This is a genomic window from Asticcacaulis sp. P2_C5, from assembly GCF_056404555.1.
This window is the reverse complement of record NZ_JBFUDU010000009.1, coordinates 160,156-182,702: the sequence shown is the minus strand read 5'-3', so window position 1 is coordinate 182,702 and position 22,547 is coordinate 160,156. Positions and strand designations below refer to the sequence as shown.

Below are 22,547 nucleotides of genomic sequence, written 5' to 3'. Positions count from 1 at the left end.
GGTCGAAAATAATCTGTGTAATCTGTGTAATCTGTGGATTCCCTTCCTGACCGGCCTCAAAGGCCGCGCCGTAAAGGAAAGCCTGTTTAATGTCCCATCACGAAGCGCTATTGATCATCGACTTCGGCTCGCAGGTCACGCAACTGATCGCCCGCCGCGTCCGCGAATGCGGTGTCTACTGCGAAATTCATCCCTTCACCAAGGCGGCCGACAAGATCGACTCCCTGCGCCCCAAGGCAGTCATCCTGTCGGGCTCGCCGCATAGCGTGGTCGACCAGGGTCCCAGTATCGACGCCAAGCTGTTCGAGATGAACATGCCCGTCTTCGGCATCTGCTACGGCGAACAACTAATGTGCGACCTGCTGGGCGGCAAGGTTGAGAGCGGCCATGATCGCGAATTTGGCCGCGCCGAGATCGACATCATCAAGCCGTCGCCGATCTTCAAGGGCCTGCACGATCGCGAAACTGTGTGGATGAGCCATGGCGACCGCGTCACCGCCATCCCCGAAGGCTTCGAGGTCATCGCCGTGTCGGAAGGCGCACCCTATGCCGCCATCGCCGATGAGAAGCGCAAGTTCTACGCCGTCCAGTTCCATCCGGAAGTCGTGCACACCAAGCGCGGCACCGATATGATCCGCAACTTCCTGTTCGAGATCGCGGGTTTTACCGGCGACTGGTCGATGGCCTCGTTCCGCGACGAGCAGGTGGCGAAGATTCGCAAGCAGGTCGGCACTGGCAAGGTCATCTGCGGCCTGTCGGGCGGGGTCGACTCGTCAGTCGCGGCCGTGCTGATCCACGAGGCGATCGGCGAACAACTGACCTGCGTCTTTGTCGACACCGGCCTGTTGCGCAAGGAAGAAGGCAAGCAGGTCGTCGAGCTGTTCCGCGATCACTACAATATTCCGCTGATCCACGTCCAGGCGCAGGACATGTTCCTGGGCGCCCTGGCAGGGGTGGCTGATCCGGAAACCAAGCGCAAGACAATCGGCAAGCTGTTTATCGACGTCTTCGACGCCGAGGCCGCCAAGATAGATGGTGCCGAATTCCTGGCCCAGGGCACACTGTATCCCGACGTGGTCGAGAGCGTTTCGCCGTCGGGCGGCCCGTCGGCAGTCATCAAGTCGCACCACAATGTCGGCGGTCTGCCCGACTATATGAAGCTGAAACTGGTCGAACCCCTACGCGAACTGTTCAAGGACGAGGTGCGGGCGCTGGGCCGCGAACTGGGCCTGTCCGAGCAATTCGTCGGCCGCCATCCGTTCCCCGGACCTGGCCTGGCCATCCGCATTCCGGGTGAGGTCACGCCTGACAAGGTCAAGACCTTGCAGGACGCCGACGCCATCTATCTCGATGAAATCCGCAAGGCGGGGCTCTACGACCAGATCTGGCAGGCCTTTGCGGTGCTGTTGCCGGTCAAGACAGTCGGCGTGATGGGCGATGCACGGACCTATGAGGACGTTCTGGCCCTTCGCGCTGTGACATCGAGCGACGGCATGACGGCGGACTTTTTCGAATTCCCGTGGCCGGTGCTGGGGCGTTGCGCCACGCGCATCGTCAACGAAGTGCGCGGCGTCAATCGCGTCGTCTATGATGTGACATCGAAGCCGCCTGGCACGATTGAGTGGGAATAGGCAACTAATTGCCTGCCCTAAGCTCGGCCAGCAGAGCGCCGGCGTCATACACCTTCGCCAGCGCTTCGCTGACCGCCGCCGTCGAGACCATGATGGTTCGATTCAGGGCGCCATCGTAAAAATAGTAGCCGCCAAGGCAGTGGATATTGCCGTCGAACACCGTCCCGACAATCTCGCCATCGGCATTGATCGCCGGCGATCCGGAGCTGCCGCCGGAAATGTCATTGGACGTCGTGTAGTCGAGCACCACCGAGCCGTCGATCCGGCTGCGCGCCGCCAGGAAGCTCTGCGGCAATTGATACGGCGCCTGGCCGGTCGCGCGTGTATATAGCCCGGCATAGTCGGTAAAGGGCGTGACCAGTGTGCCGTTCTCGTTCCAACCCTTGACCCGGCCATAGGACAGGCGCGGCGACCATGTCGCGTCGGGATAGGTGCGCGTGCCGTAGACCTTGAAGCGCACACGCGCGATCTTGTCGCCGGCAATACGTGTCGGTCCGACGATCCTGTCTTCATAGAGCTGGCGTATCCGGCGCGCCTCGGGATCGATCCGCAGCGCATATTGAATCATCGGGTCGTCCGACGCCAGGATTGCCGACATGCCGCCGTCCCACAGCCTTTGCCGTTCGGTCACGTCGTCGAGCCGGGTTCCAGCCACCAGGCCCCTGGCCAGGGTTTCGGGCGATGCGCGGCCTAGCAGGAGTTTCGTCTGGGTGGCATCGGCTGTCAGATATTCGCGCGCCTTAGACAGGCGGAACGCGAGATAAAGCTCTTCCAGGGGCTTATCGATCGGCGTCGCCGTAAACAGATCGTTTTCGATCCATGGCAGGCGAGAGTCGGTATATTCGGATAGCCGTTCGGCGGAAGGCTTTGTGCGCTCCGCAGCGCCGCGCACCAGGAAGCGCGCATACATGAACAGGCTCGACTGGTTCAGGCTCTGCTCGAACGTGAAATAGGGGATCAACAGACGTTTGTAATCGCTTTGAACCTTGTCCAGATCGTTCCACGGATTGCCGATGTCCCTGCCAAACCGGCCTTTCAAGGCGCCTTTCAGCCGTTTTTCCTCGGCGCGTTTGGTGGCGAACATTGCCGGATCGCGCAGAGTCAGTTCCTGCCCCGAGGCGGCCTTGAACGCGTTTTCGACATCGAACAGCGGATCGGTGGAAATGCGTTTATTTTCGGGGCTCTGCGCGGCAAAGCCGATCAATCGCCCGCGTAGTTCGGCCCGCGTCACCTGGGTCATCGGCAGATACAGATCGCGCTGGGATTCGAGCTGCGCCGCTGTCAACAGCCGTTCCGTCTTACCCGGATTGCCGGAAATGAAGACCGGATCGTTTTCCCGGGGCGCCTTGTCGTTCCATATCAGATGTTGCGGTGTCGAAACGACGCGTCCGTCGTCGTAAAGGCGCAGAAACGCAACGTCGAGGGCGTAGCGCGGGAAGTTGAAATTGTCTGGGTCGCCGCCGAAAAACGCTGCTTGAAATTCCGGAACGAAAACAAGGCGTACATCGGAATATTTGCGATACTGGTACAGCTTGTACTGGCCACCCTGATACAGGCTGATGACCTGGCAATGCCGTTTGCGGTCGGCGCCGCAGGCGGCCATTTCGATCTCGCTGATCCGGCCGTTCAGAACCTGGACAAATCCGTCTCCCGTCAGGCCCTGGGTGGCGGCGCGTATGTCGTGTGTTACGTCCGAAATGCCGGTCAGGATTTCGGCGGACAAGCCCTGACAGGTCAGTTCGTCTTCGCGGTTTTTCGCCAGAAACCCTTCGGCCACATGGTCTTGCGACGCCGATGACAGCTCCTGGGCGCACTCCATGACGCAGTGCTGGTTGGTGAAAATCAACCCATCCGCCGACACGACACCGGCCGAACAGCCGGAACTGAGGCGGACCGAGGTGTCGCGGATATGGTCGATCCAGGCTTGATTGAGCCGCAAGCCATAGGCCTTGTTGACCTTTGCCAGGGGAAAGTTGTCGAAGGTCCACATGCCTTCATCGGCCTGGGCCGCCGGCGCCCGAACCAGAACGACCAAAACCATTGCGACAAGGATAAGCAGTGGACGAAACATGGCTCACTATCGCATGAATAGCCGAACTTAAGCAGTTACATATTGGTTAGAATTTGGCGCAAGGCCCGCGGGTACAGGCTGTGTTCCTCGGCCAGGACGCGGGCGGCGAGCAAATCGGCCGTATCGTCGGGCAGGACCGGCACGCGCGCCTGGGCAATAACACCACCCTCATCGACCCCGGACGTCACCCAATGGACGCTGGCCCCATGTTCGGCCACCCCCGCTGCGAGAGCGCGCTCGTGGGTGTGCAGGCCTTTGAACTCGGGCAACAGGGCCGGGTGGATATTGATCATCTTGCCGGACCATGTCTCGACCAACCAGGGTGTCAGGACGCGCATATAGCCGGCCAGGCAGATAAATTCGACGCCGTGCTGGCGTAAAACCTCATCGACGGCGCGTTCGTGGCTTTCGCGGTCCTTGCCGTAGGGCTTGTGATCTATGGCAACCGCCGGGATGCCTTGCGACCTGGCCCAATCCAGGCCTTTGGCGTCCGGATCATTGGCCAAGACCAGGACGATGTCGGCCGGAAAGTCAGACGCTTTGGCGGCTTCGACCAGGGCCATCATATTGGACCCGCGGCCGGAAATCAGGATGGCGGTTCTGGTCTTGGGCGGCATGGTTCAGGCGGCTTTTTGCGCCAATTGGCCACAGATAAAGGCGTCTTCGCCGGCATTGAGCAGGGCCGCTAATACGGCGTCGGCATTTTTTGGGCTGACATAGAGGACGAAACCGACGCCGCAGTTGAATGTCCGCAGCATTTCGTGCTTGTCGATGCCGCCTGTTTCCATCAACCACTTGAACACCGGTGGGAAGTCCCAGCCGTCGAAGTCGAACTGGGCGGTCAGGCCGTCGGCCACGGCGCGGTCCGGGTTTTCGATCAGGCCGCCGCCGGTGATATGGGCGCCACCCTTGATCAGGCCGGCCTTCATCAGCGGCAGGACAGTCTTGATATAGATCCGCGTGGGCTCCAGCAGGGCCTGGGCCAGGGACAGATCCTTGGCAAAGGGCGCGGGCGACGACCAGGTAAGGCCGGCGACCTCGACGACCTTGCGGATCAGCGAATAGCCGTTGGAATGCGGACCCGACGACGCCAGGCCGATAATGACATCGCCTTCGCGCTGGTCGTCCAGTTTGGGCAGGACCTGATCGCGGTTGACGGCGCCGACGCTGAAGCCGGCCAGGTCGTAGTCGGAATCACCGTACATGCCGGGCATTTCAGCGGTTTCGCCACCGACCAGGGCGCAGCCGGCGCGCTTGCAGCCTTCGGCAATGCCGGCAACGACCCGGCGGGCGACGTCGACTTCCAGCTTCGAGGTAGCGTAGTAGTCGAGAAACATCAGGGGCTCGGCGCCCTGGGCCAGCAGGTCATTGACGCACATGGCCACCAGGTCGATGCCGACCGTGTCGTGGCGGTGGGTTTCGATGGCAATCTTCAGCTTGGTGCCGACGCCGTCGGTTGTGGTGACGATCAGCGGATCGTCATAGCCGGCGGCCTTCAGATCGAACAGAGCGCCGAAGCCGCCGAGGCTGGCTTCGGCTCCGGGACGGCGTGTGGACTTGGCCAGGGGCTTGATCGCGTCGACCAGGGCCTCGCCCGCGTCGATGTCGACGCCGGAGGCCGCATAGGTGAGGCCGTTCTTCAATTCCGACATAGATGAAAAATCCTGCGTTTTGGGTTTTGAGGCCCGTCGCGGTTTGCTATAGACAATAAATGACTCCAATTACAAATACCAAAGACCTCATCGCCTTTTGTGAAGCCATAAAAGACGCGCCCTTCGTCACCGTCGACACGGAATTCATGCGCGAGACGACGTACTGGCCGAAGCTGTGCCTGATCCAGGCGGCCAGCGCCGACGTTGCCGCGATAATCGATCCGATGGCCAAGGGACTGGATTTGCAGCCTTTTCTCGATGTCATGGGCAATGAGAAGATCCTGAAGGTCTTTCATGCCTGCCGTCAGGACGTCGAAATCTTCTACAATCTGGGTGTGCTGCCCAAGCCCGTATTCGACACCCAGGTCGCCGCCATGGCGGCCGGTTTCGGCGATCAGGTGGCCTATGATTCGCTGGTCCGCCAGAAACTGAAGATCGATATCGACAAGGGGTCGCGCTTTACCGACTGGGCGCGTCGTCCGTTGTCGGAGCAACAGCTGAGCTATGCGCTGGGCGATGTGACCCATCTCGCCAAGTTATATCCGAAGCTGCGCGACCGCCTGGCGCGCGAAGGGCGCCTGGAATGGGTGTCGGCCGAGATGGAAAACCTGACGGATCCGGCCCTGTACTCGACCAATCCGGAAGACGCGTGGAAGCGGCTGCGACCGCGCAAGACCTCGGCCAAATATATGGCGGTGTTTGCCCAGACCGCGGCGTGGCGCGAACGGATGGCGCAGGAACGCGACATGCCGCGCGGACGTATACTGAAGGACGAAGGCATTGACGAGATCGCCACGCAATTGCCGACCGATCCGGCGGCCTTCGATCAGCTGCGTTCGACATCGAAGGGGTTCGGCGCCTCGAAATTCGGCCAGGATCTGAGCGAGATCATCCGTAATGTGCTGAAGAACCCGGAGGCCTTCGCGCCCAAGGTCGAGAAGATGGCTGCCCCGGTCCAGGTGCCGCAGTCGGTTGTCGAACTGCTGAAGGTGTTGCTGCGTATCCGCTGTGAAGAAGAGGGCGTAGCACCGAAGCTGCTGGCGACCGTGGCCGATCTGGAAAAGATCGCGCTGGACGACAATGCCGATGTGGCGGCGCTGCATGGCTGGCGGCGCAAGGTGTTCGGCGAAGACGCGCTGCGGCTGAAACGTGGCGAATTGGCGCTGGTGCTGAACGGCACCAAGGTCGAGGTCGTGGAACTGGACTAGTCGCGTTCAAACAGAGTGTGCAATGTCTTGGCGAACTGAACCGCAAGGGCACTATGGAGTCGGTGTTGCTGGCGCCTGGCGGCTGCAACGCCCATAAAACTGCTTGTGTCGACGAACTCGCCATATACGTCTTTGTAGATGGCCAACTCTGTCTGATCCGAACTTCGGACGACGTGCACGTCGGCGAAGAATGATGTTGCGACCCCGTTGTACATGATGCGGCCATTAGCAATGCCGCTATAAAGCTTGACGACGACCCTGAACGTAACGGCGTCCGATCCGTTGGGTGATTTCGAAAAGGCGTTTTGTACGCAGGTCTCGATGGCCTGCCTCAAATCGTCTTTTTCATCGTCCGGTACGCCGGAGAGATTGCTGTTTGACGGGCCGCTGGCCCACTCGACCTGCACCGCGTCGAGACGCATGGCCATACGGTCGGCTGCCGGCAATGGGTTAGGTGGGAACGCCACGGCTGGCTTGGTTGCGCAGATGGCCGATGTGGTTGCGCAAACGGCGAGCATAAACGCCGAAATCAGGAACGCGCCCACGGTCCTATTCATAAACAATCCCCCTGCATCGGCAAACCACGGCCGTCTGTTCACATTCCTACACGGCTGTTAGCGGGCGCGCAATCAGGTGATGAGTGGTTGCAATGGGCATCCTATTAGCTGCCAATTTTGTAAGCCAAGGCGATCTTGAGGGACTGGTTACGTGGGTAGGGTATGGAACGCGTCTTCAGCGTCGGCGTGTCGACGACCTGGATCCAGACTGCGCTATTGAAGATATCGTCCGCACTGGCCACCACCGACAGGCGGTCGTTCAGCGCATGTCGCCAGGTGGCGGCAACCCGGTAGTTGCCTGGGCTATAGCCTTGCAACTGCAAGGTCTTGCTGCGCCAGTCCAGGGTGACCTGATATTGATCGCCGTCCAGATCGCCGCGTTTGGTGGCGTTATATTCCAGGGAACTGTTGCCCGTCAGGACGAAGTTCGAGCGCCGACCCGGCGCCACGCCTTCTAAATACCGCATTTGGTTATAGAACAGATTGCCGTCGAAGGCGTATTTCCAGTGGCCGCCAATAGGCCCGCGAACACTGAATTCCGCTCCACCCGAAGCGCTGTGGCCGGTATTGACCACGGTCGTGAGCAGGACGCTGTCGCCGATATCGCGTATGAACGGCTCCCATTGGTCGCGATTGACCCGGTAATAGACCGTCGTGTCGGCACTGAATTCGCCGCTGGCATAGTCATAGCTCATCTCGAAAGCATCGGTCGTTACTGGTCGCAGGTACGGATTGCCGATGCTGGCTGTTAGAGGCGAGTTGTACTGGATTGTCGGATCGTACATGTCCGGCGACGGTCTTTGCACCCGTTTGCTGTAGCTCAGCTTTGCCTTGGTTTTGGCGCCGAGGTTGCGGCTGAGATGAAGGGTAGGGTAAAGATCGGTATTTTCCACCCTCTGACTTCCCGTCAGGTCGAGGTCTTCGGCTTCAAGACGCAGGCCCGGCAGCAAGGTCCACTTTCCTAAGGGCACCTGGAGGGTTGCGTAAGCCGCGGCCAATGCGCGTGTTCCTGTAAAATCGTGCGTGCTGTCAAAAGACTGAGGGCCGTGCAAGCCGCGGATATTGTCGTAGGTTCGCATCTGATCGGCCGTCGCACGCGTCCAGGACGCGCCTGTGGTCAGGATGCGCTGATCGAAGGTGCGTTCGTAATCGACGCTTGCAGCAATGCTGCTGCCGCTATTGGTGCGCGTGAAGCCGTAAACGGACATGGCGCCGCCGGTGAAAATGTCCGTCGCGATGGTTGCGGTGCCGAAGCGGTAGCTGTTGCGGTTGGCGTCGAGTGTCAGGTGCTCGGCGTTCACATCGCTGGCATAGACGTAGTTGGCGTCGATGCTGTCGTAATCATTGGTGCTGGTGAAAACCGGCGATTCCGAGAAATCTCCGTTGGACGTCTGGTAGGTGGTCAGGCTGGTGTTTCGGTCGCGGCTGCTGCCGTTATTTGCCAGAAACGTCAGGGTGGCCTTGTCGGACAGCTTGTAACCCAGCCGGATATCGGCGCCGTGACCCGTGCCGTTGAAGCGGCCACGGCTGTCGGACGCCAGGACATCAAAGGTGCCGGTCGCAGGATTCAGGCTCTGTTGCATGGCGCCGCCATGAAACGGTGTCGAGACGCGCCAGGTGTTGGCGCCACCGCCGAAGGTCCAACGGCCGCGGGTGAAGGCCAGGGAGGCGGCGCCGGACGGGTTGCCGAAGGTCGTTATTTCGCCGTTCAAATTGCCGGACAGGCCAAGCCTGGTCCGCTTGTTGGTGAAGATGTTGATGATGCCGGCTGTGCCCTGCGGATCGTATTGGGCCGACGGATTGGTCATGATTTCGACCCGGTCGACATCGGCGGAGGGCAGGGTGCGAATAGCGGCATTACCGTTGGCGGGCACCTTGCCGTCGACCATGACCGTCACACCGGGATCGCCGCGTAAGGCGATCTGGCCGTCGGGACTGATTGTGACCGATGGCAGTTTTTTGAGGATATCGACGATGACGCCGGTTTTGGCCTGGGGATCCTTGCGAATGTCATAGGTGCGGCGGTCGATCTTGTCGACGACGTCCTTGCGCTTGCCGGTCACGACGACCGAGGTCGTGTCGTCGGAGGCAGCCGTGGCCGGCTTGTCGGATGGCGGGGTTTGGGCGCGAGTTACAGTGGCGGCCAGACCGAAACAGGCACAGATGATCGCCTTGGTGCCCGGCCCCGTGCGCACGTCGTTACCACCATGCTGTAAACGCTTTCGGAGGCACCGTTACATCCTTCGTACAGGGCGTCAAGGTTGGTCCGTTAAAGGTAAATCTTTAAGGGGTGTTAGGTTTTTTGCGGCATATTGGCCGTCGGCGACACTGCCCCGTTCGACAGAATGTCAAGAACCATGGGGCGGAGGATCAGGATATGAATTCGGTCAACACCAATGCCGGGGCGATGATCGCCCTGCAGAACCTGAACAAGATCCAGTCGCAGCTACGCGTCACGCAAAATCGCATCTCGACCGGTTTGAAGGTCGGCAGTGCCATTGACGATCCGGCGGCGTGGGCAATCGCGCAAAGCCAGCGGTCTCAGGTCAAGTCGCTGGATGCCGTCAAGGATTCCTTGTCTCGGTCGTCGTCAGCCGTCGATATCGCCATGTCGGCCGGCGAGTCGATCGCCGACCTGCTGTCGGAACTGAAGGAAAAGGCGCTTGAGGCGTCCGACACATCGCTGGATACCACAGCGCGTCAGGCCTTGAATTCCGATTTTACGTCGATCCGTGATCAGATCACCAAGACACTGAGCAACGCCAATTTTAACGGTATCAACCTACTCAATGGATCGCGGGCGAATATTGCAGCGCTTGCCAATGCGCAGGGGACCAGCCGCATGACGGTGGCGGCGCAGAACCTGTCATTGGGCGGCTCAATCGTGACGCTGGGTGCGTCGGCGGCGTTTGCCAGCGCCACCTCGGCGGCCAACCTGCTGACGACGCTGGACAGTTCGATCAATAATGTATCGGCTGCACTGGCCAAGCTTGGGACGTCGTCCAAGGCGCTGGATCGGCACAGCGAGTTTATCGGCAAGCTGCAGGATTCGATGGAGGCTGGCGTCGGTAAGCTGGTCGACGCCGACATGGCGGAGGAAAGCGTCAAACTGCAGAGTTTGCAGCTCAAGATGCAGTTGGCCATACAGTCGCTGTCGATCGCCAATCAGTCACAGACTTTTTTGCTGACGCTGTTCAGGTAGGCTTGAAACCTAATAGCTGCCCATTTTGAGATTGAGGCGTAGGGCGCTGGCCAGAGCCTTGGCGCGTTTGCGCGTCTGCTCGCCCAGCAAAAGGTCTTCCCAGCCGGACTTGGCTTCGAGAACGAGATTGCGCTCCTGCTGAAACAGATGGGCGTTGTTCAACAGAATGGCCGACTTGGCCGACAGATCGCAGCCCAGCCGAAGGGCCAGGCCCAGTTGCGTCGCCTGGTTCAGTCCATCCTGTCCCAGGATACGGTCGATGAGGATGGGTTCCTTCAGATAGGCTTCGCCGGCATAGCGGGTAAACAGGGCGCAGGCCAGGAAAACGCGCTCGGCGTGGCTCTGGCCGGGGATAGGGGCACGCAGGACCTGATCACATACGAGGTCGGCTCGGTGATCCGGGTGAAGTGTGGCGCCGATATCGGCCAGTTTCGCCGCCGCCCGGATCAGGCGTGGATCGGGCCGTTCGATCAGGACATTGTCCGTCGTCTGGTAAAAGTCGCGCACCCACTGTGACAAAGCCGGGCCGATGTCGGTTGAGATGCCCAAACGTGCCCCCAGGGCGCCGCAGCCTTCGAGCAGCGGGTCGCGCGTCTTCAGTTCAGTGTCGAGACTGTCGAACAGCAGACCCTCGCGCAGGCCATTGGCCGAGAAGCAGATGGTGTCGAATTCGAAGGTCTCGATCAGGCATTGCAGGACCAGGGCGGCATAGGACAGGTTTTCCATACGCCGCTTTGTGACGCCGCGGATCTTTTCCAGCGAGCCTGTGGACTGGCTGGCGATCAGGCGGGCGATGTTGAGCGCCTCGCGGGCGGGTAGTTCGAATTGCTGAACGATTTGAAGCGGATAATTGGCTTTCTGCATCCAGATGACGGCCAGGTTGCGCCAGGCGCCGCCGACAGCATGAAAGGTCTTCAGGTGAAAGCGCTCGCGGTAGGGCATCAAGATATCAACAATGCGCTTGCGCGTATGTTCGAGCAGGATCGGGGCCGGCGCGCCGAGCGCAAAGGGGCCGAGTGGCAATGTGATGCCCTTGAAGGCGTCCTCGCCGTTCAGGTCGATCAGTTCGAGGCTGGAGCCGCCAAGGTCACCGACGACACCGGTAGCGTCAGCATGCCCACACAGCACGCCCAGAGCGGAAAAATGGGCCTCTTCGCCTCCGGTAAGAACGCGAACGTAAAACCCGGTCTGGTCGTGGATGGTCTCGGCAAAGGCCGCACCATCCTCCGCTTCGCGAATCGCGGCAGTGGCGACGGTGTGAATATGCTTGAGTTGATAGGAGTCGATAATCGCGCGAAACCGGCGCAGGGCAATCAGGGTTTCACGACAGCCGTCGGCATTGAGGCGACCGGTTCGGCCGAGGTCGCGACCAAGGCCGGCAAGCACCTTTTCGTTATAGACCGGCCAGATTGACCGGCCCTCGATGCGGTAGGTGACAAGACGGACGGAGTTGGACCCGATATCGATGACGGCCGTGTTGTAATTCGCCAAGATACGGTCTCCCGCGCGCGGTACTCATGGCTCGCGTATGGCGGTTTCGAAGCGAGGGCGCAATAGGAAAGTTCGCCTATTTACGAGCGCCGATGTGGTCGAAAGCCTGTGGCATGTCCTTGACGCCTCGACCGCGGCCGGACAGCGACGGGTAGGTCATGAAATAATCATGGACTGAGAAGGGCGCGTCGAGTTGGCTGACGTCGAGACGGGTATAGACGCCGTCACGGTTCAGTTGCCAGGTCTGGGCTTCGTCGTTCAGATTGGCCACCATGATCTGGTCAAGTACCTGACGATGGACCGTCGGGTTCTCAATCGGGATCAGGGTCTCGACGCGACGGTCAAGATTGCGATTCATCCAGTCGGCTGAAGAGATGAAGACGCGTGCCTGATCCGATGGCATGGGCTTGCCGTTAGCGAAACAGACGATGCGACTGTGTTCGAGAAAGCGACCGACGATCGACTTGACCCGAATATTGTCTGAGACGCCGGGCACGCCTGGGCGCAGGCAGCAGATACCACGGATGACCAGGTCGATCTGCACGCCGGCCTGGCTGGCGATGTACAGCTTCTTGATGATGACCGGGTCGACCAGGGCATTGAGCTTGGCCCAGATCTGCGCCGGCTTGCCGGCGCGCGCGTTGGAAATTTCCTGATCTATCAAATGGATCAGGCCTGGTTTTAACGTAACAGGTGAGAAGTAGAGTTTCTCCATCACGTCGGGACGGGCATAGCCGGTGATGAAGTTGAAGACGCGCATGGCGTCGCGGCCAAGCTCCGGATTGGTCGTGAACAGGGAGAGGTCGGTATAGACCTTGGCCGTAATCGGGTGGTAGTTGCCGGTTCCGAAGTGGCAATAGGTGCGCAGGGCTTCGCCTTCGCGGCGAACGACGACCGACAGCTTGGCGTGGGTCTTGTATTCGACGAAACCGTAGACAACGTGGACGCCGGCGCGTTCCATGGCGCGCGCCCAGCGCAGATTGGCCTCTTCATCGAACCGCGCCTTGATTTCTACCAGGGCGGTGACGTTCTTGCCCTGCTCGGCGGCTTCGATCAGGGCGGCGACAATCGGGGAGTCTTTCGATGTCCGGTACAGGGTCTGTTTGATGGCTATGACGTTCGGATCACGGGCTGCCTGACGCAGGAACTGGACCACGGCGTCAAAGGATTCGAACGGGTGGTGGACCAGGATGTCCTTTTCGCGGATGGCGGTGAACATGTCGCCGCCATTGTCGCGCACGCGTTCCGGAAAGCGCGGTTCGAACGGCTTGAACTTCAGCTCGTTTCGGTCCCTCGGGATCAGTTGCGACAGTTCGGCCATGCCGAGGATGCCGTTGATCAGGACGACGTCTTCGCTTTTGGCGTGAAGTTGCTCGATCAGGAAGGCGCGCAGGTCGTCGGGCATGGTCGAGTCGACCTCGACACGGACCACGCTGCCCAGGCGGCGCTGCTTGATCAGGGCCTCGAACTCGCGAACCAGGTCTTCGGCCTCTTCCTCGAGTTCAATGTCGGAATCGCGCAGGATGCGGAACAGGCCCTGGGATACCAGGTCGAAGCCGGGGAAGAGCTGGGGCAGGCAAACCGAGACAAAGGTCTCCAGGCTGGCAAACTTGCGCGCTACGGGGCCGGCAGGCGCGTCGCCGGGTTTGCGCGCCGGCGGCGTATCGATCTGCCAGAAGCGCTTGACCCCGGTCGGTACCGGCACCAGGGCGTACATGGTCTTGTTGTCCTTGCGGCGCAGCAGCTTGAGGACAATCGAGAAGCCGAGGTTCGGAATGAACGGGAAGGGATGGGCCGGGTCGATGGCCAGAGGAGTCAGGATGGGAAAAAGCTGGCTTTCAAATTGCTTTTCCAGCCAGGTACGGTCGGCGCGGTTCAACTCCTTGCCGCCGCACAGGATCAGTCCGTTGGCCTGAAGTTCGGCGCGCAGTTGCAACCATACGGCCTGCTGCTTGACCATCAATTGGCTGGCCAAAAGGTTGACCGAAGCGAGTTGTTCGGCGGGCGTATGGCCGTCTTCGGACAGAACCCGAACGGCTTCGCGCACCTGACCCTGCAGGCCGGCGACGCGAACCATATAGAATTCGTCGAGGTTATTGGCCGAGATCGACAGGAAGCGCAGGCGTTCCAGCAGGGGATGGCGAGGATTTTCGGCTTCTTCGATGACACGCTGGTTGAAGGCCAGCCAGGACAATTCGCGATTGATATAGAGGGCGCCGCCCAGGGGCTTATCGTGATCGAATTCGACGGCCGGTGCGACTTCGCGAACGGGTACCGCCGCCAGTACCGGCGCAGCCGCGACTGTGATCATCGGGCTGTCGGATACAGGCACGGCGGGCACTCCGTCATCGGTCATCAGGCCGTCATCGGTCATCAGGTGCGACTCACTTCTCGTTTCTCGGTTCTTTTTAAGTCATGATCCTACGACTAAAGATTTATTTTCATACCCCTATTGCGCGTCAGGACGCATCGGGATCGTCAAACAAGGTTTCAGTCTGTTCCAGGAAATCGCGGATCAGCGCTTTATTGAACGCGCGACCGTTGGCGTAATATTCCAGTTCTGTGACAATTTTTTGTGCTGCCGGGACAGAGCGCTCGATGCGGCGGGCGAGATAATCGAGCGTATCGTCGGTGGGGCTTATGGCGCGTTGGGCGAACAGCTTACGCAGGACGCCGGTGAGCAGGGCATCGTCGGGTTCGGGAAGCAACAGCAGGCGCATGGCGCGCAGGCGCGAGGTCAGGTCGGGCACTGCCGTCTGCCAGGTAATCGGCTGGGTTTTCGTTGTCAGAACAAGATATTGTCCCGCTTTCTGGACGTGGTTGCTGAGGTGGAAGAGGGCTTCTTCATCAGCCTGATCGGCGTCGTCGACGACGTAACTGCCATTCAGATCGGCGAGGTCGAGTTCATCGGTGGCCGTCAGAAAGCGTGCGCCGGTCGCGTCAGCGAAGATATGGGCGAGGTGAGTCTTGCCCGTACCAGTGGCGCCGAACAGAATCACGTGGGGACTGATCCAGGCCTGCGGGTGCGTCAGGATGTCGAGCACGGCCTGCAGTTCGGGGTTCACGACCAGCGAGTCGTGGCTGAAGCGGTCCGGAGTTTCAAGGTCGAGGGGAATTTGGCGCGACATGGTGTGAGTTTAGGAACTGCGGCGGTGAAATACAATGTCGGGCACCAATTGCCGGTGGATGGATTCGTGTATGGTCTGGGCAAAAACGCTTGACAATACAGGCGTGTCATGTGCCCTTCGCGCCCTGAATTTGACGCTGATACGGGCTTGTTTGCCATGCATATTTACCGCTCCCATACCTGTGGCGCCCTGCGCCAGACCGACGCCGGAAGCCAGGTTCGCCTGTCCGGATGGCTCCACCGCAAGCGCGACTTTGGCGGCCTGCTGTTCATCGACCTGCGCGACCACTATGGCATGACGCAACTGGTGTTCGACCCGGCGTCGCCCGGTTTTGCCAAGGTTGAGCGTCTGCGCGCCGAAAGCGTGATCTGCGTCGACGGCAAGGTTGTGGTCCGTGACGCGGAGACGATCAATCCGAACCTGGCGACGGGTGAGGTCGAGGTCCAGGTCGGCGAGGTCGAGGTGCTGAGCGAGGCGGCGGAATTGCCGTTGCCGGTATTTGGCGAGCCGGACTATCCTGAGGAAATCCGGTTGAAGAACCGCTTCCTCGACCTGCGCCGTGAAACGCTCCACAAGAACATCGTCCTGCGGTCGCAGGTGATCCAGTCTATCCGCAACCGAATGGTTGCTCAGGGCTTTCTGGAATATCAAACACCGATCCTGACGGCGTCGTCGCCGGAGGGCGCGCGTGACTTTCTCGTGCCGTCGCGTATGCATCCGGGCAAGTTCTATGCCCTGCCGCAGGCGCCGCAGCAGTTCAAGCAGTTGCTGATGGTGTCGGGTTTCGACCGTTATTTCCAGATCGCGCCGTGTTTCCGCGACGAGGATCTGCGCGCCGATCGTTCGCTCGAATTCTACCAGCTCGACGTCGAGATGAGCTTTGTGACGCAGGAAGACGTGTTCGCGGCGATAGAGCCGGTGATGCACGGGCTGTTCACCGAGTTCGGCGAAGGCAAGCGCGTGTCGAGCTATCCGTTCCAGCGCATTCCATACAAGGAGTCGATCCAGAAATACGGTTCGGACAAGCCGGACCTGCGCAACCCGATCGAGATGCAGGACGTGTCGGTCCATTTCGCCGGCTCGGGCTTCAAGGTCTTTGCCTCCATCCTGGAGGCCGAGGGGACGGCGGTATGGGCTATTCCGGCCAAGACCGGCGGCTCGCGCGCCTTTTGCGACAAGATGAATTCGTGGGCGCAGGGCGAAGGTCAAAAGGGTCTGGGCTATATCTTCTGGCGCACGCCGGAAGGCGCCTCGGAAGGTCTGGAAGCGGCCGGCCCGATCGCCAAGAATATTGGTGAGGAGCGCACGGAAGCGCTGCGGGCGCAACTGGGCCTGGGCAATGGCGATGCGGTCTTCTTTGCCGCCGGCAAGGTCGACGAGTTCGTCAAGTTTGCCGGCTTGGCGCGGACCAAGGTCGGGACCGATCTGGGCCTGGTCGATGAAGATCAGTTCCGTTTCTGCTGGATTGTCGATTTCCCGATGTTCGAGTGGAACGACGAAGAGAAGAAGATCGACTTTTCGCACAATCCGTTCTCTATGCCGCAGGGTGAGATGGATGCCTTGCTCAACAAGGATCCGCGCGAGATCCTGGCCTATCAGTATGATATCGTGTGTAACGGCTATGAGCTGTGTTCAGGAGCGATCCGGAACCACAAGCAGGAGATCATGCTGAAGGCGTTCGAGCTTGCCGGCTATGGCCAGGACGTGGTCGAGAGCCAGTTCGGCGGTATGCTGAATGCGTTCAAGTATGGCGCGCCGCCGCACGGCGGCCTGGCGCCGGGGATCGACCGGATTGTGATGCTACTGGCTGGTCAGGTAGCCATTCGGGAGGTGATTGCCTTCCCGCTGAACCAGCAAGGCCAGGACGTGATGATGAGCGCGCCGTCGGATGCGCTGGATAAGCAGTTGAAAGAATTGCATATCCGGACGAGTTTGCCGATCAAGGTGAACTGACCGGTTTGGGGTTTGGGGTCTTCGACCCCAAGGCCTTTCCTTCTCCAAGAAAAAAGGTCTCGCCTTTTGGGCGGGACCTTTTTTCTTGGAAAGTAGAGAAGAGCTGGGGCCGCAGGCCCCAGACCCCAAAACCATCAGTGCAGCGTGCACACCGGTATCCGCAGACCCGCCGGCAGTTCCGTCGCTTCGTCGCCGCAGGTTTCATCCAACTGGCGCTGCGTCAGGCCCACAGCCGACGACATTTCCGCACCCGAAAAGTTCACGCCCGTCAAAACCGCGCCGCGGAAATTGGCGTGCTCCAGATAGGCGCCGACGAAATTGGCATTGGTCAGATTGGCGCCAGCGAAGCTCACCCGGCCGAACAGCGCCGCCGAGGCATTGATGTCGCGCATATCGGCGCCCGAAAAATTCGTGCCGTTGAAGATACCAAGACCCAGGTCCGACTGGCGCAAACGCGCTCCGGCGAAGTTCTTGTTCTTCAGTTCACGGTTGTTGAAGTCCGCCTGGAACAGATTGCATTTAGGGCAGCTGGCGCCGTTTTGCGCCGCACCGACCTGGGAGGCGTTCTGCGCCGAGACGGAGCCGGCGGACAACGCGGCAATCGCCAGCAGAGTCAGGGTAATACGTTTCATAAGGGAACACCTTCGCTGATTGTCACCGTTGCCCAGCAAGGCCCGGGCCACGGCGGACGGCGCAATTTTCCCGCGCGGCCTTAGCTATCCTCTACATCATTTTGTGCAACGGATGCGTTAACGACCTCGCGTTTGCGGGCAAATGGCACCACAACCAGATTGTCCGTCGCCGTGCCGCGCGTGAAGCCCTTGGAGATGAGCTGAGACGCCGGAACCGCATCGTTCGGGGCATCTTCCGGCGCGCGCGGACGGTCGCCCGTTCCCAGGCCATCGGCGTTCAGCGCTTCCGGATCAGCATTGCTCAGGTCGTTGCGGTCGAGATAGGAAATGGCCAGTTCGCGGAAGATATAGTCGAGAATCGATGTCGCGGACCGCACGCGATCATTGCCGGTCACCGGACCGGCCGGCTCGAAGCGGGTAAAGACAAAGGCGTCGACAAACTCATCGAGCGGCACGCCATATTGCAGTCCGATCGAGATGGCGATGGCGAAATTGTTCATCAACGAGCGGAAGGCAGCGCCTTCCTTGTGCATGTCGATAAATATCTCACCCAGGGAACCGTCTTCGTATTCGCCGGTATGGATATAGACCTTGTGACCGCCGACCCCGGCTTTCTGGATATAGCCCTTGCGGCGATCCGGCAGTTTCTCACGCGCCCGATCGCGTTCGATGATCTTTTCGACCACACGCGTTGCGGTTTCTTTCGGCGCGGGCTCTGCCACGATGCGTTTGGGTATTTCATCGACCACGGGAATATCGAGCGCGTAATCGGGCGGGGCGTCAGCGCGCGTGACTGTGACCGAACGCAGGTCGAGATTGGCCACCATGGCGAACAGTTTCATCACCTCGGTCGGCGTCTGATCCCAGGCGACGATCAGCGGCGCCGTCGAGGGCGAGTCGACAAAAGCTTCGACCTTCTGGCGCAGGGCCAGTTGCGCCTTCAGGCCCGGCGGCGCGAGAAGGCGCCAGGCGGTTTCGTTCAAGGCTTTCAGCGAGTCGAGATCGCGATGACCGAAGATATGGGCCTCGGCAACAGACTGTTCGGCGGGCGTAAAGCCCATGACATCCAGCAGGTTAAGCGAGGGAGCTGACAGATCGCTTTCGTCGACGCCCCAGATGTCGCGGATATAGTCGGCGTCCAGGTAGCGGGTTGAAAAGACCTCGGCCAGGCTGCCCGCCGTTATCAGGGCTTCCTGCAGACGGTTGATTTCGAAATCGCTCAAACCCTTGGATTTCAAAGTGGTGGCATTGATATGCGGGGCGTCGTAAAGACTGCGATGACCGAGCAGGTGCCCTCGCACCTCATCCCAATCCGCCGAAAGGGCACGTAACCCCTTGATAACCGGCGCTTTCAATGTCGCGACGAAGATGCCGTCATCACTTTCAATCCAGGCGCGGACATCGCGTATCGCCTGATCCCCCAGGCCTGTGCCGAGGCGGAGGGCCAGGTCGTCGTCGGCAAACAGTGCGGTCGACTGGATATTGCGCAGACCCGTCGTCTTGGCCAGCTTCAGGGCCGACTGGATCAGTTCCAGGCTGCGCCCCTTCAGTTCACCATATTCCCTTAAGGAGGTGGGCCCTTTCAGGGCCGTGATGCCATAGAGTTTGCCGCTGAGGCGGTCGACAGCCTGGGCCTTATCGGCCTTGAAGCCGTCGTGGGCCGACAGTTTCTGCGCCAGAATGGCCGAGGCGTGAACAGCCGCGGCCTCGAGCAAGGCAAACAGGTGGCCGGCATAGTCACCCGCCGTGCTGTCCGATAATGACAGGCCCAGACCCATCATGGCGTCGGCCAATCCGGCCAGGGTCAAACCAATCGGGCGCTCCGTGGTGCGACGCAGGGCGTCGCCATGACTGGATGAATAGCCGACGGAGGCTTCGATATCGAGCGCGCTGGCCCACAGGGTGACCGTATCGATCAGCGCCTCGATATGCAGGGTACCATCTTCAGCAAAGAAACGCGCAATGTTGATGGCGGCACGCGGTGCCAGATTTTGCGCCTCGACAGCCTCGGCATCAAAGGGCTCGAACACCATGTTCAGGCCCGGCGCTTCGAGCATGGCCTCGGCCAGCAACACAGCGGATGGATCGCCGGCGCCGATAACCTCGCGCTGGGCGATGACGGCGCGCAGGCGGACGGGTGACGCGGGAACCGGCGTGGCTGTCCAACTGGACGGCGTCGAGGTCTGGCTCAACTGGATCTGACGCGCGATCAGCGCATCGCTGGCACCGAGCGTGCGAGCGCGGGCCGCTGCGCGCGCCAGGGCCGGGTTATGTTTCAAGCTGGCTGCGTGCTGACCCTCGCTGCGTGCAATGGCGTCGCCAATGTCTTCGAGCGCCGAAGCCAAACGGGTCTGGGCCATATCGCGCAGGCGTGCAGCGCGGGCGTCGACCAGCAGACGGCCCAGGGTTTGACGTCCGGCGTGGTCGTCGAGATAGAGCAGGGGCTCGTCCGTTACCTGGGGCAGGATGTCACCGGCCGTGGGGTGGATGCGGTGGCCGTGCGGTTGGAATGTTTGTGGCGCGGCCAGACCGGACAACAGGGTGGCTTCCAGCGCTTCGGCAAAATCGGCGGCTTCCGCCGGGCTGGCGAGATGGCCAAGACGCAGGCCCCACTGCGATAAGCGGTGGGCGTAGTCGGCAGTCGCGCCACCAAAGGCGTCGCTATCGGCGTCGCCCTGACGCATCCAGGTGCCGGAGGGCAAATCGCTATTGAGCGAATCAGCCCAGTCGAGCCAGGCTTCCACCTGAGCCGATGGCATGTCGCGCGGGCAAATGACCTCGATAAAGGTGCCGCACCGTTCGACAACGCGCGATTCGAGATCGCTGGGCGTGATCAGGTGGCGCAGGGCAGGAGACAAAAAGGCCATTGCTTGAGTCCAAAGTCGGCGAATTCTCGCGCCAGCTTATCGCGCAAGGCACGAGACATCAATAAATGTGGTAGAAAATACGACAACCATCCACAATATGTTGATGTGCCTGCGGTTATGGGTCGCCCTGAGATTTTTGCCGGCGTGGCTTTACCGCACCGCAAAGGGTCACTATAGTTGGCGCTGGCCATCCCTCAGCGGGGGCGTGCCTTTTGCCTCGAGGAAGATGTTCGTGTTCAAAGCCTTTTTTAACTGGCTCAGCCCTGGGATCCTTTGGTGGAACGGTGCGACGCTGGGTACCTTGTTTACCATCGGCAAACGTGGCCGTTTCATCGCGGCAGACGAGTTCGGCAACAAGTACTATGAGGACCGGACGGCGAAGAATAGCTATGACCCTGGCCGCAAGCGCCGTTGGGTGATCTACAAGGGCTATGCCGACGCCTCGAAAATCCCACCCGACTGGCATGGCTGGATGCACTACACCTATGATGAACCGCCTTCCGTGACACCGCTGCCGCGCAAGGCGTGGGAAAAGTCGCACCTGCCGAATCTCAGCGGCACGCCCTATGCCAGGTTCCCGGCAGGTTCGATGAACTCCGACGTCGAGCGTCAGAAGACGACCGGCGACTATGAAGCGTGGAAACCGTAGGACGAGCAAACCGTAAGGGTTGGTGATGGCACGGCGCATACATCTGAAAGTATCGTGGGCGGTTCTGGGTGCGGCCATGCTGTGCGCGGTTGTGTCCGCGTCGGCCCAGGTGCCGCCGTCACGCGACAGGGGCGGCGGCAAGGATGTGCCGCGTTATGTCGACAGTGCCGATTACGATCCGCAGCCCTATTATGTCGATGGCGTCGAATACAAACCCTATGTTCCGGACAAGAAGAAGGCCAAGCCGGCCGCCACGACCGCAGGCACTGCGCCGCAGCCCGTGACGCCGGCGCAGCCTGCGCCGGCACCTGAACTGCATCCCTATGTGCCGCCATCCAGCGTTGTCGCCAAGGCGGATCCCGTGCCAAAACCGGCTGCCCCGTCCGGCGCCGCGGCGTCTTCGGCGGCCAGCGCGACGGCCTATGTCCAGAAGAAGCGCCCGCGTTATGGCGCGGCTATTATCGAAGCGCTCGACAAGGTGACGGCGGAAAGCGTGCGTTTCGAAGCACCGATCGGTCAACCGGTGCGATACAAGGGCCTGATCTATCTGGTGAAGGCTTGCGAAACGACGGCGGATGACGAACCTCAGTCCGATGTTATCGCCTATATGCAGGTCCGGACATCGCCTGTAGCGGCGACCAATATGGCGCTGGGCAGCAAGTCCAAGGAAGTCTTTCACGGCTGGACCTTTGCCTCGACACCCAGCGTGAACCCGATGCAGCATCCGGTCTACGATGCCTGGGTCATCGGATGCCGCAAGCCGATGAGCGGTACGGCCAGCTAAGCCGTTAACAGGCGCATGATCTCGCGCCCGGACGTGGCGGACGGCAGGTCGTAGAAATCCGCTTTCAGATCGACCGCGGCCTGCAGTTGCAACAAATAATCCGCCTTGGGCGTTTCGATGACACCGAACTGACGCAGGTGGTCGGTCTGGAACTGGCAATCGAGCAGTCGAAAGCCGCCGGCCTTCAGGCGCGCCACCAGATGAACCAGGGCAATCTTGCTGGCGTTGGTAGCACGCGACACCATGCTTTCGCCAAAGAAGGCGCCACCGATGGCGACACCGTACAGGCCGCCGACCAAGGCGCCGTCGCGCCATACCTCGACACTGTGCGCCAGGCCGCGGGCGAACAAGGCCTGGTACAGGTCCTGGATGGAATGGCTGATCCAGGTCGAGGTGCGGTTGACGGCCTCTTCGGCGCACAGTTCGATAACCTGGGTAAAGGCTGTGTCGATGCGCACGGTGTAGTCATCCCGGCGCACCGTGCGCGCCAGACGGGCGGGGATGTGAAAACCGTCTAGGGGTAGGACGCCGCGTACAGGAGGATCGACCAGAAACAGGTATTCGTCGTCGCGCGCGTCCGACATGGGGAAGATGCCGGAGCGGTAACAATGGATCAGGTCGTCGAGGGTGAAGTGCGGCAAGGCAAGGGGAATCCGGCGAGTGGCGCATTCAATAGCGGGCGCCCGTCAGAATGCAATGAGGTTCGTGCGGTTGTCACCGTT

General features: G+C 60.6%; 17 protein-coding genes. 6 read left to right on the top strand and 11 right to left on the bottom strand.

Annotated elements, in window-relative coordinates:
- Nucleotides 1-89 precede the first annotated feature (89 nt).
- Complete coding sequence (guaA, locus tag AC1DXO_RS17020) at nt 90-1,631, top strand: glutamine-hydrolyzing GMP synthase (RefSeq protein ID WP_476979359.1); 1,542 nt, start codon at nt 90-92, stop codon at nt 1,629-1,631.
- 4 nt (nt 1,632-1,635) lie between these two features.
- On the opposite strand, the gene AC1DXO_RS17015 is transcribed toward guaA, so the two are convergent.
- The 3 genes from AC1DXO_RS17015 to purM are packed head-to-tail and all read right to left on the bottom strand — an operon-like array spanning nt 1,636 to nt 5,354.
- Nucleotides 1,636-3,702: a S46 family peptidase gene (locus AC1DXO_RS17015; RefSeq protein ID WP_476979358.1), complete on the bottom strand. Its 2,067-nt coding sequence runs from the start codon at nt 3,700-3,702 to the stop codon at nt 1,636-1,638.
- Nucleotides 3,703-3,737: 35 nt separating this feature from the next.
- Nucleotides 3,738-4,319 carry a phosphoribosylglycinamide formyltransferase gene (purN, locus tag AC1DXO_RS17010; RefSeq protein WP_476979357.1) on the bottom strand — a complete coding sequence of 194 codons (582 nt, stop codon included), beginning with the start codon at nt 4,317-4,319 and terminating at the stop codon, nt 3,738-3,740.
- Between the two features lie 3 nt (nt 4,320-4,322).
- Nucleotides 4,323-5,354, bottom strand: coding sequence for a phosphoribosylformylglycinamidine cyclo-ligase (purM, locus tag AC1DXO_RS17005; RefSeq protein ID WP_476979356.1), 1,032 nt, complete (start codon nt 5,352-5,354; stop codon nt 4,323-4,325).
- 59 nt (nt 5,355-5,413) lie between these two features.
- On the opposite strand from purM, the gene rnd reads away from it, so the two are divergent.
- A complete protein-coding gene (rnd, locus tag AC1DXO_RS17000; RefSeq protein ID WP_476979355.1) occupies nt 5,414-6,562 on the top strand; it encodes a ribonuclease D in 1,149 nt (382 codons plus the stop codon).
- Here the strand turns inward: rnd and AC1DXO_RS16995 are convergent.
- Nucleotides 6,559-7,119: a hypothetical protein gene (locus tag AC1DXO_RS16995; RefSeq protein WP_476979354.1), complete on the bottom strand. Its 561-nt coding sequence runs from the start codon at nt 7,117-7,119 to the stop codon at nt 6,559-6,561. The two genes, rnd and AC1DXO_RS16995, sit on opposite strands and share 4 nt — an antisense overlap.
- A gap of 104 nt (nt 7,120-7,223) precedes the next feature.
- Nucleotides 7,224-9,314 (bottom strand): TonB-dependent receptor domain-containing protein, encoded by a 2,091-nt coding sequence (locus tag AC1DXO_RS16990; protein ID WP_476979353.1) that lies wholly within the window; start codon nt 9,312-9,314, stop codon nt 7,224-7,226.
- A 182-nt stretch (nt 9,315-9,496) separates the two neighbouring features.
- Here AC1DXO_RS16990 and AC1DXO_RS16985 point away from each other — a divergent pair, with 182 nt between their 5' ends.
- A complete protein-coding gene (locus tag AC1DXO_RS16985; protein ID WP_476979352.1) occupies nt 9,497-10,321 on the top strand; it encodes a flagellin in 825 nt (274 codons plus the stop codon).
- Between the two features lie 9 nt (nt 10,322-10,330).
- On the opposite strand, the gene AC1DXO_RS16980 is transcribed toward AC1DXO_RS16985, so the two are convergent.
- The 3 genes from AC1DXO_RS16980 to AC1DXO_RS16970 form a co-directional block, all read right to left on the bottom strand.
- On the bottom strand, nt 10,331-11,812 hold the full coding sequence (locus AC1DXO_RS16980; RefSeq protein ID WP_476979351.1) for a Ppx/GppA phosphatase family protein: 1,482 nt from the start codon (nt 11,810-11,812) through the stop codon (nt 10,331-10,333).
- 76 nt (nt 11,813-11,888) lie between these two features.
- Nucleotides 11,889-14,168: an RNA degradosome polyphosphate kinase gene (locus AC1DXO_RS16975; RefSeq protein WP_476979466.1), complete on the bottom strand. Its 2,280-nt coding sequence runs from the start codon at nt 14,166-14,168 to the stop codon at nt 11,889-11,891.
- A gap of 103 nt (nt 14,169-14,271) precedes the next feature.
- The gene (locus AC1DXO_RS16970) at nt 14,272-14,940 is read right to left on the bottom strand and encodes a P-loop NTPase family protein (RefSeq protein ID WP_476979350.1); all 669 of its coding nucleotides are present in this window, start codon (nt 14,938-14,940) and stop codon (nt 14,272-14,274) included.
- 147 nt (nt 14,941-15,087) lie between these two features.
- On the opposite strand from AC1DXO_RS16970, the gene aspS reads away from it, so the two are divergent.
- Nucleotides 15,088-16,893, top strand: a complete 1,806-nt coding sequence (gene aspS / locus AC1DXO_RS16965) for an aspartate--tRNA ligase (protein ID WP_476979465.1) — start codon at nt 15,088-15,090, stop codon at nt 16,891-16,893.
- A gap of 134 nt (nt 16,894-17,027) precedes the next feature.
- On the opposite strand, the gene AC1DXO_RS16960 is transcribed toward aspS, so the two are convergent.
- Both AC1DXO_RS16960 and AC1DXO_RS16955 read right to left on the bottom strand, forming a co-directional pair.
- Nucleotides 17,028-17,525, bottom strand: a complete 498-nt coding sequence (locus AC1DXO_RS16960) for a pentapeptide repeat-containing protein (protein ID WP_476979349.1) — start codon at nt 17,523-17,525, stop codon at nt 17,028-17,030.
- 80 nt (nt 17,526-17,605) lie between these two features.
- Complete coding sequence (locus AC1DXO_RS16955; protein ID WP_476979348.1) at nt 17,606-20,392, bottom strand: TSCPD domain-containing protein; 2,787 nt, start codon at nt 20,390-20,392, stop codon at nt 17,606-17,608.
- 232 nt (nt 20,393-20,624) lie between these two features.
- Between AC1DXO_RS16955 and AC1DXO_RS16950 the strand changes: the two genes are divergently transcribed.
- Nucleotides 20,625-21,041 carry an NADH:ubiquinone oxidoreductase subunit NDUFA12 gene (locus tag AC1DXO_RS16950; protein ID WP_476979347.1) on the top strand — a complete coding sequence of 139 codons (417 nt, stop codon included), beginning with the start codon at nt 20,625-20,627 and terminating at the stop codon, nt 21,039-21,041.
- Nucleotides 21,042-21,066: 25 nt separating this feature from the next.
- The gene (locus AC1DXO_RS16945; protein WP_476979346.1) at nt 21,067-21,825 is read left to right on the top strand and encodes a DUF2155 domain-containing protein; all 759 of its coding nucleotides are present in this window, start codon (nt 21,067-21,069) and stop codon (nt 21,823-21,825) included.
- Here AC1DXO_RS16945 and aat read toward each other — a convergent pair.
- A complete protein-coding gene (aat, locus tag AC1DXO_RS16940) occupies nt 21,822-22,466 on the bottom strand; it encodes a leucyl/phenylalanyl-tRNA--protein transferase (RefSeq protein ID WP_476979345.1) in 645 nt (214 codons plus the stop codon). The two genes, AC1DXO_RS16945 and aat, sit on opposite strands and share 4 nt — an antisense overlap.
- Nucleotides 22,467-22,547: the final 81 nt, after the last annotated feature.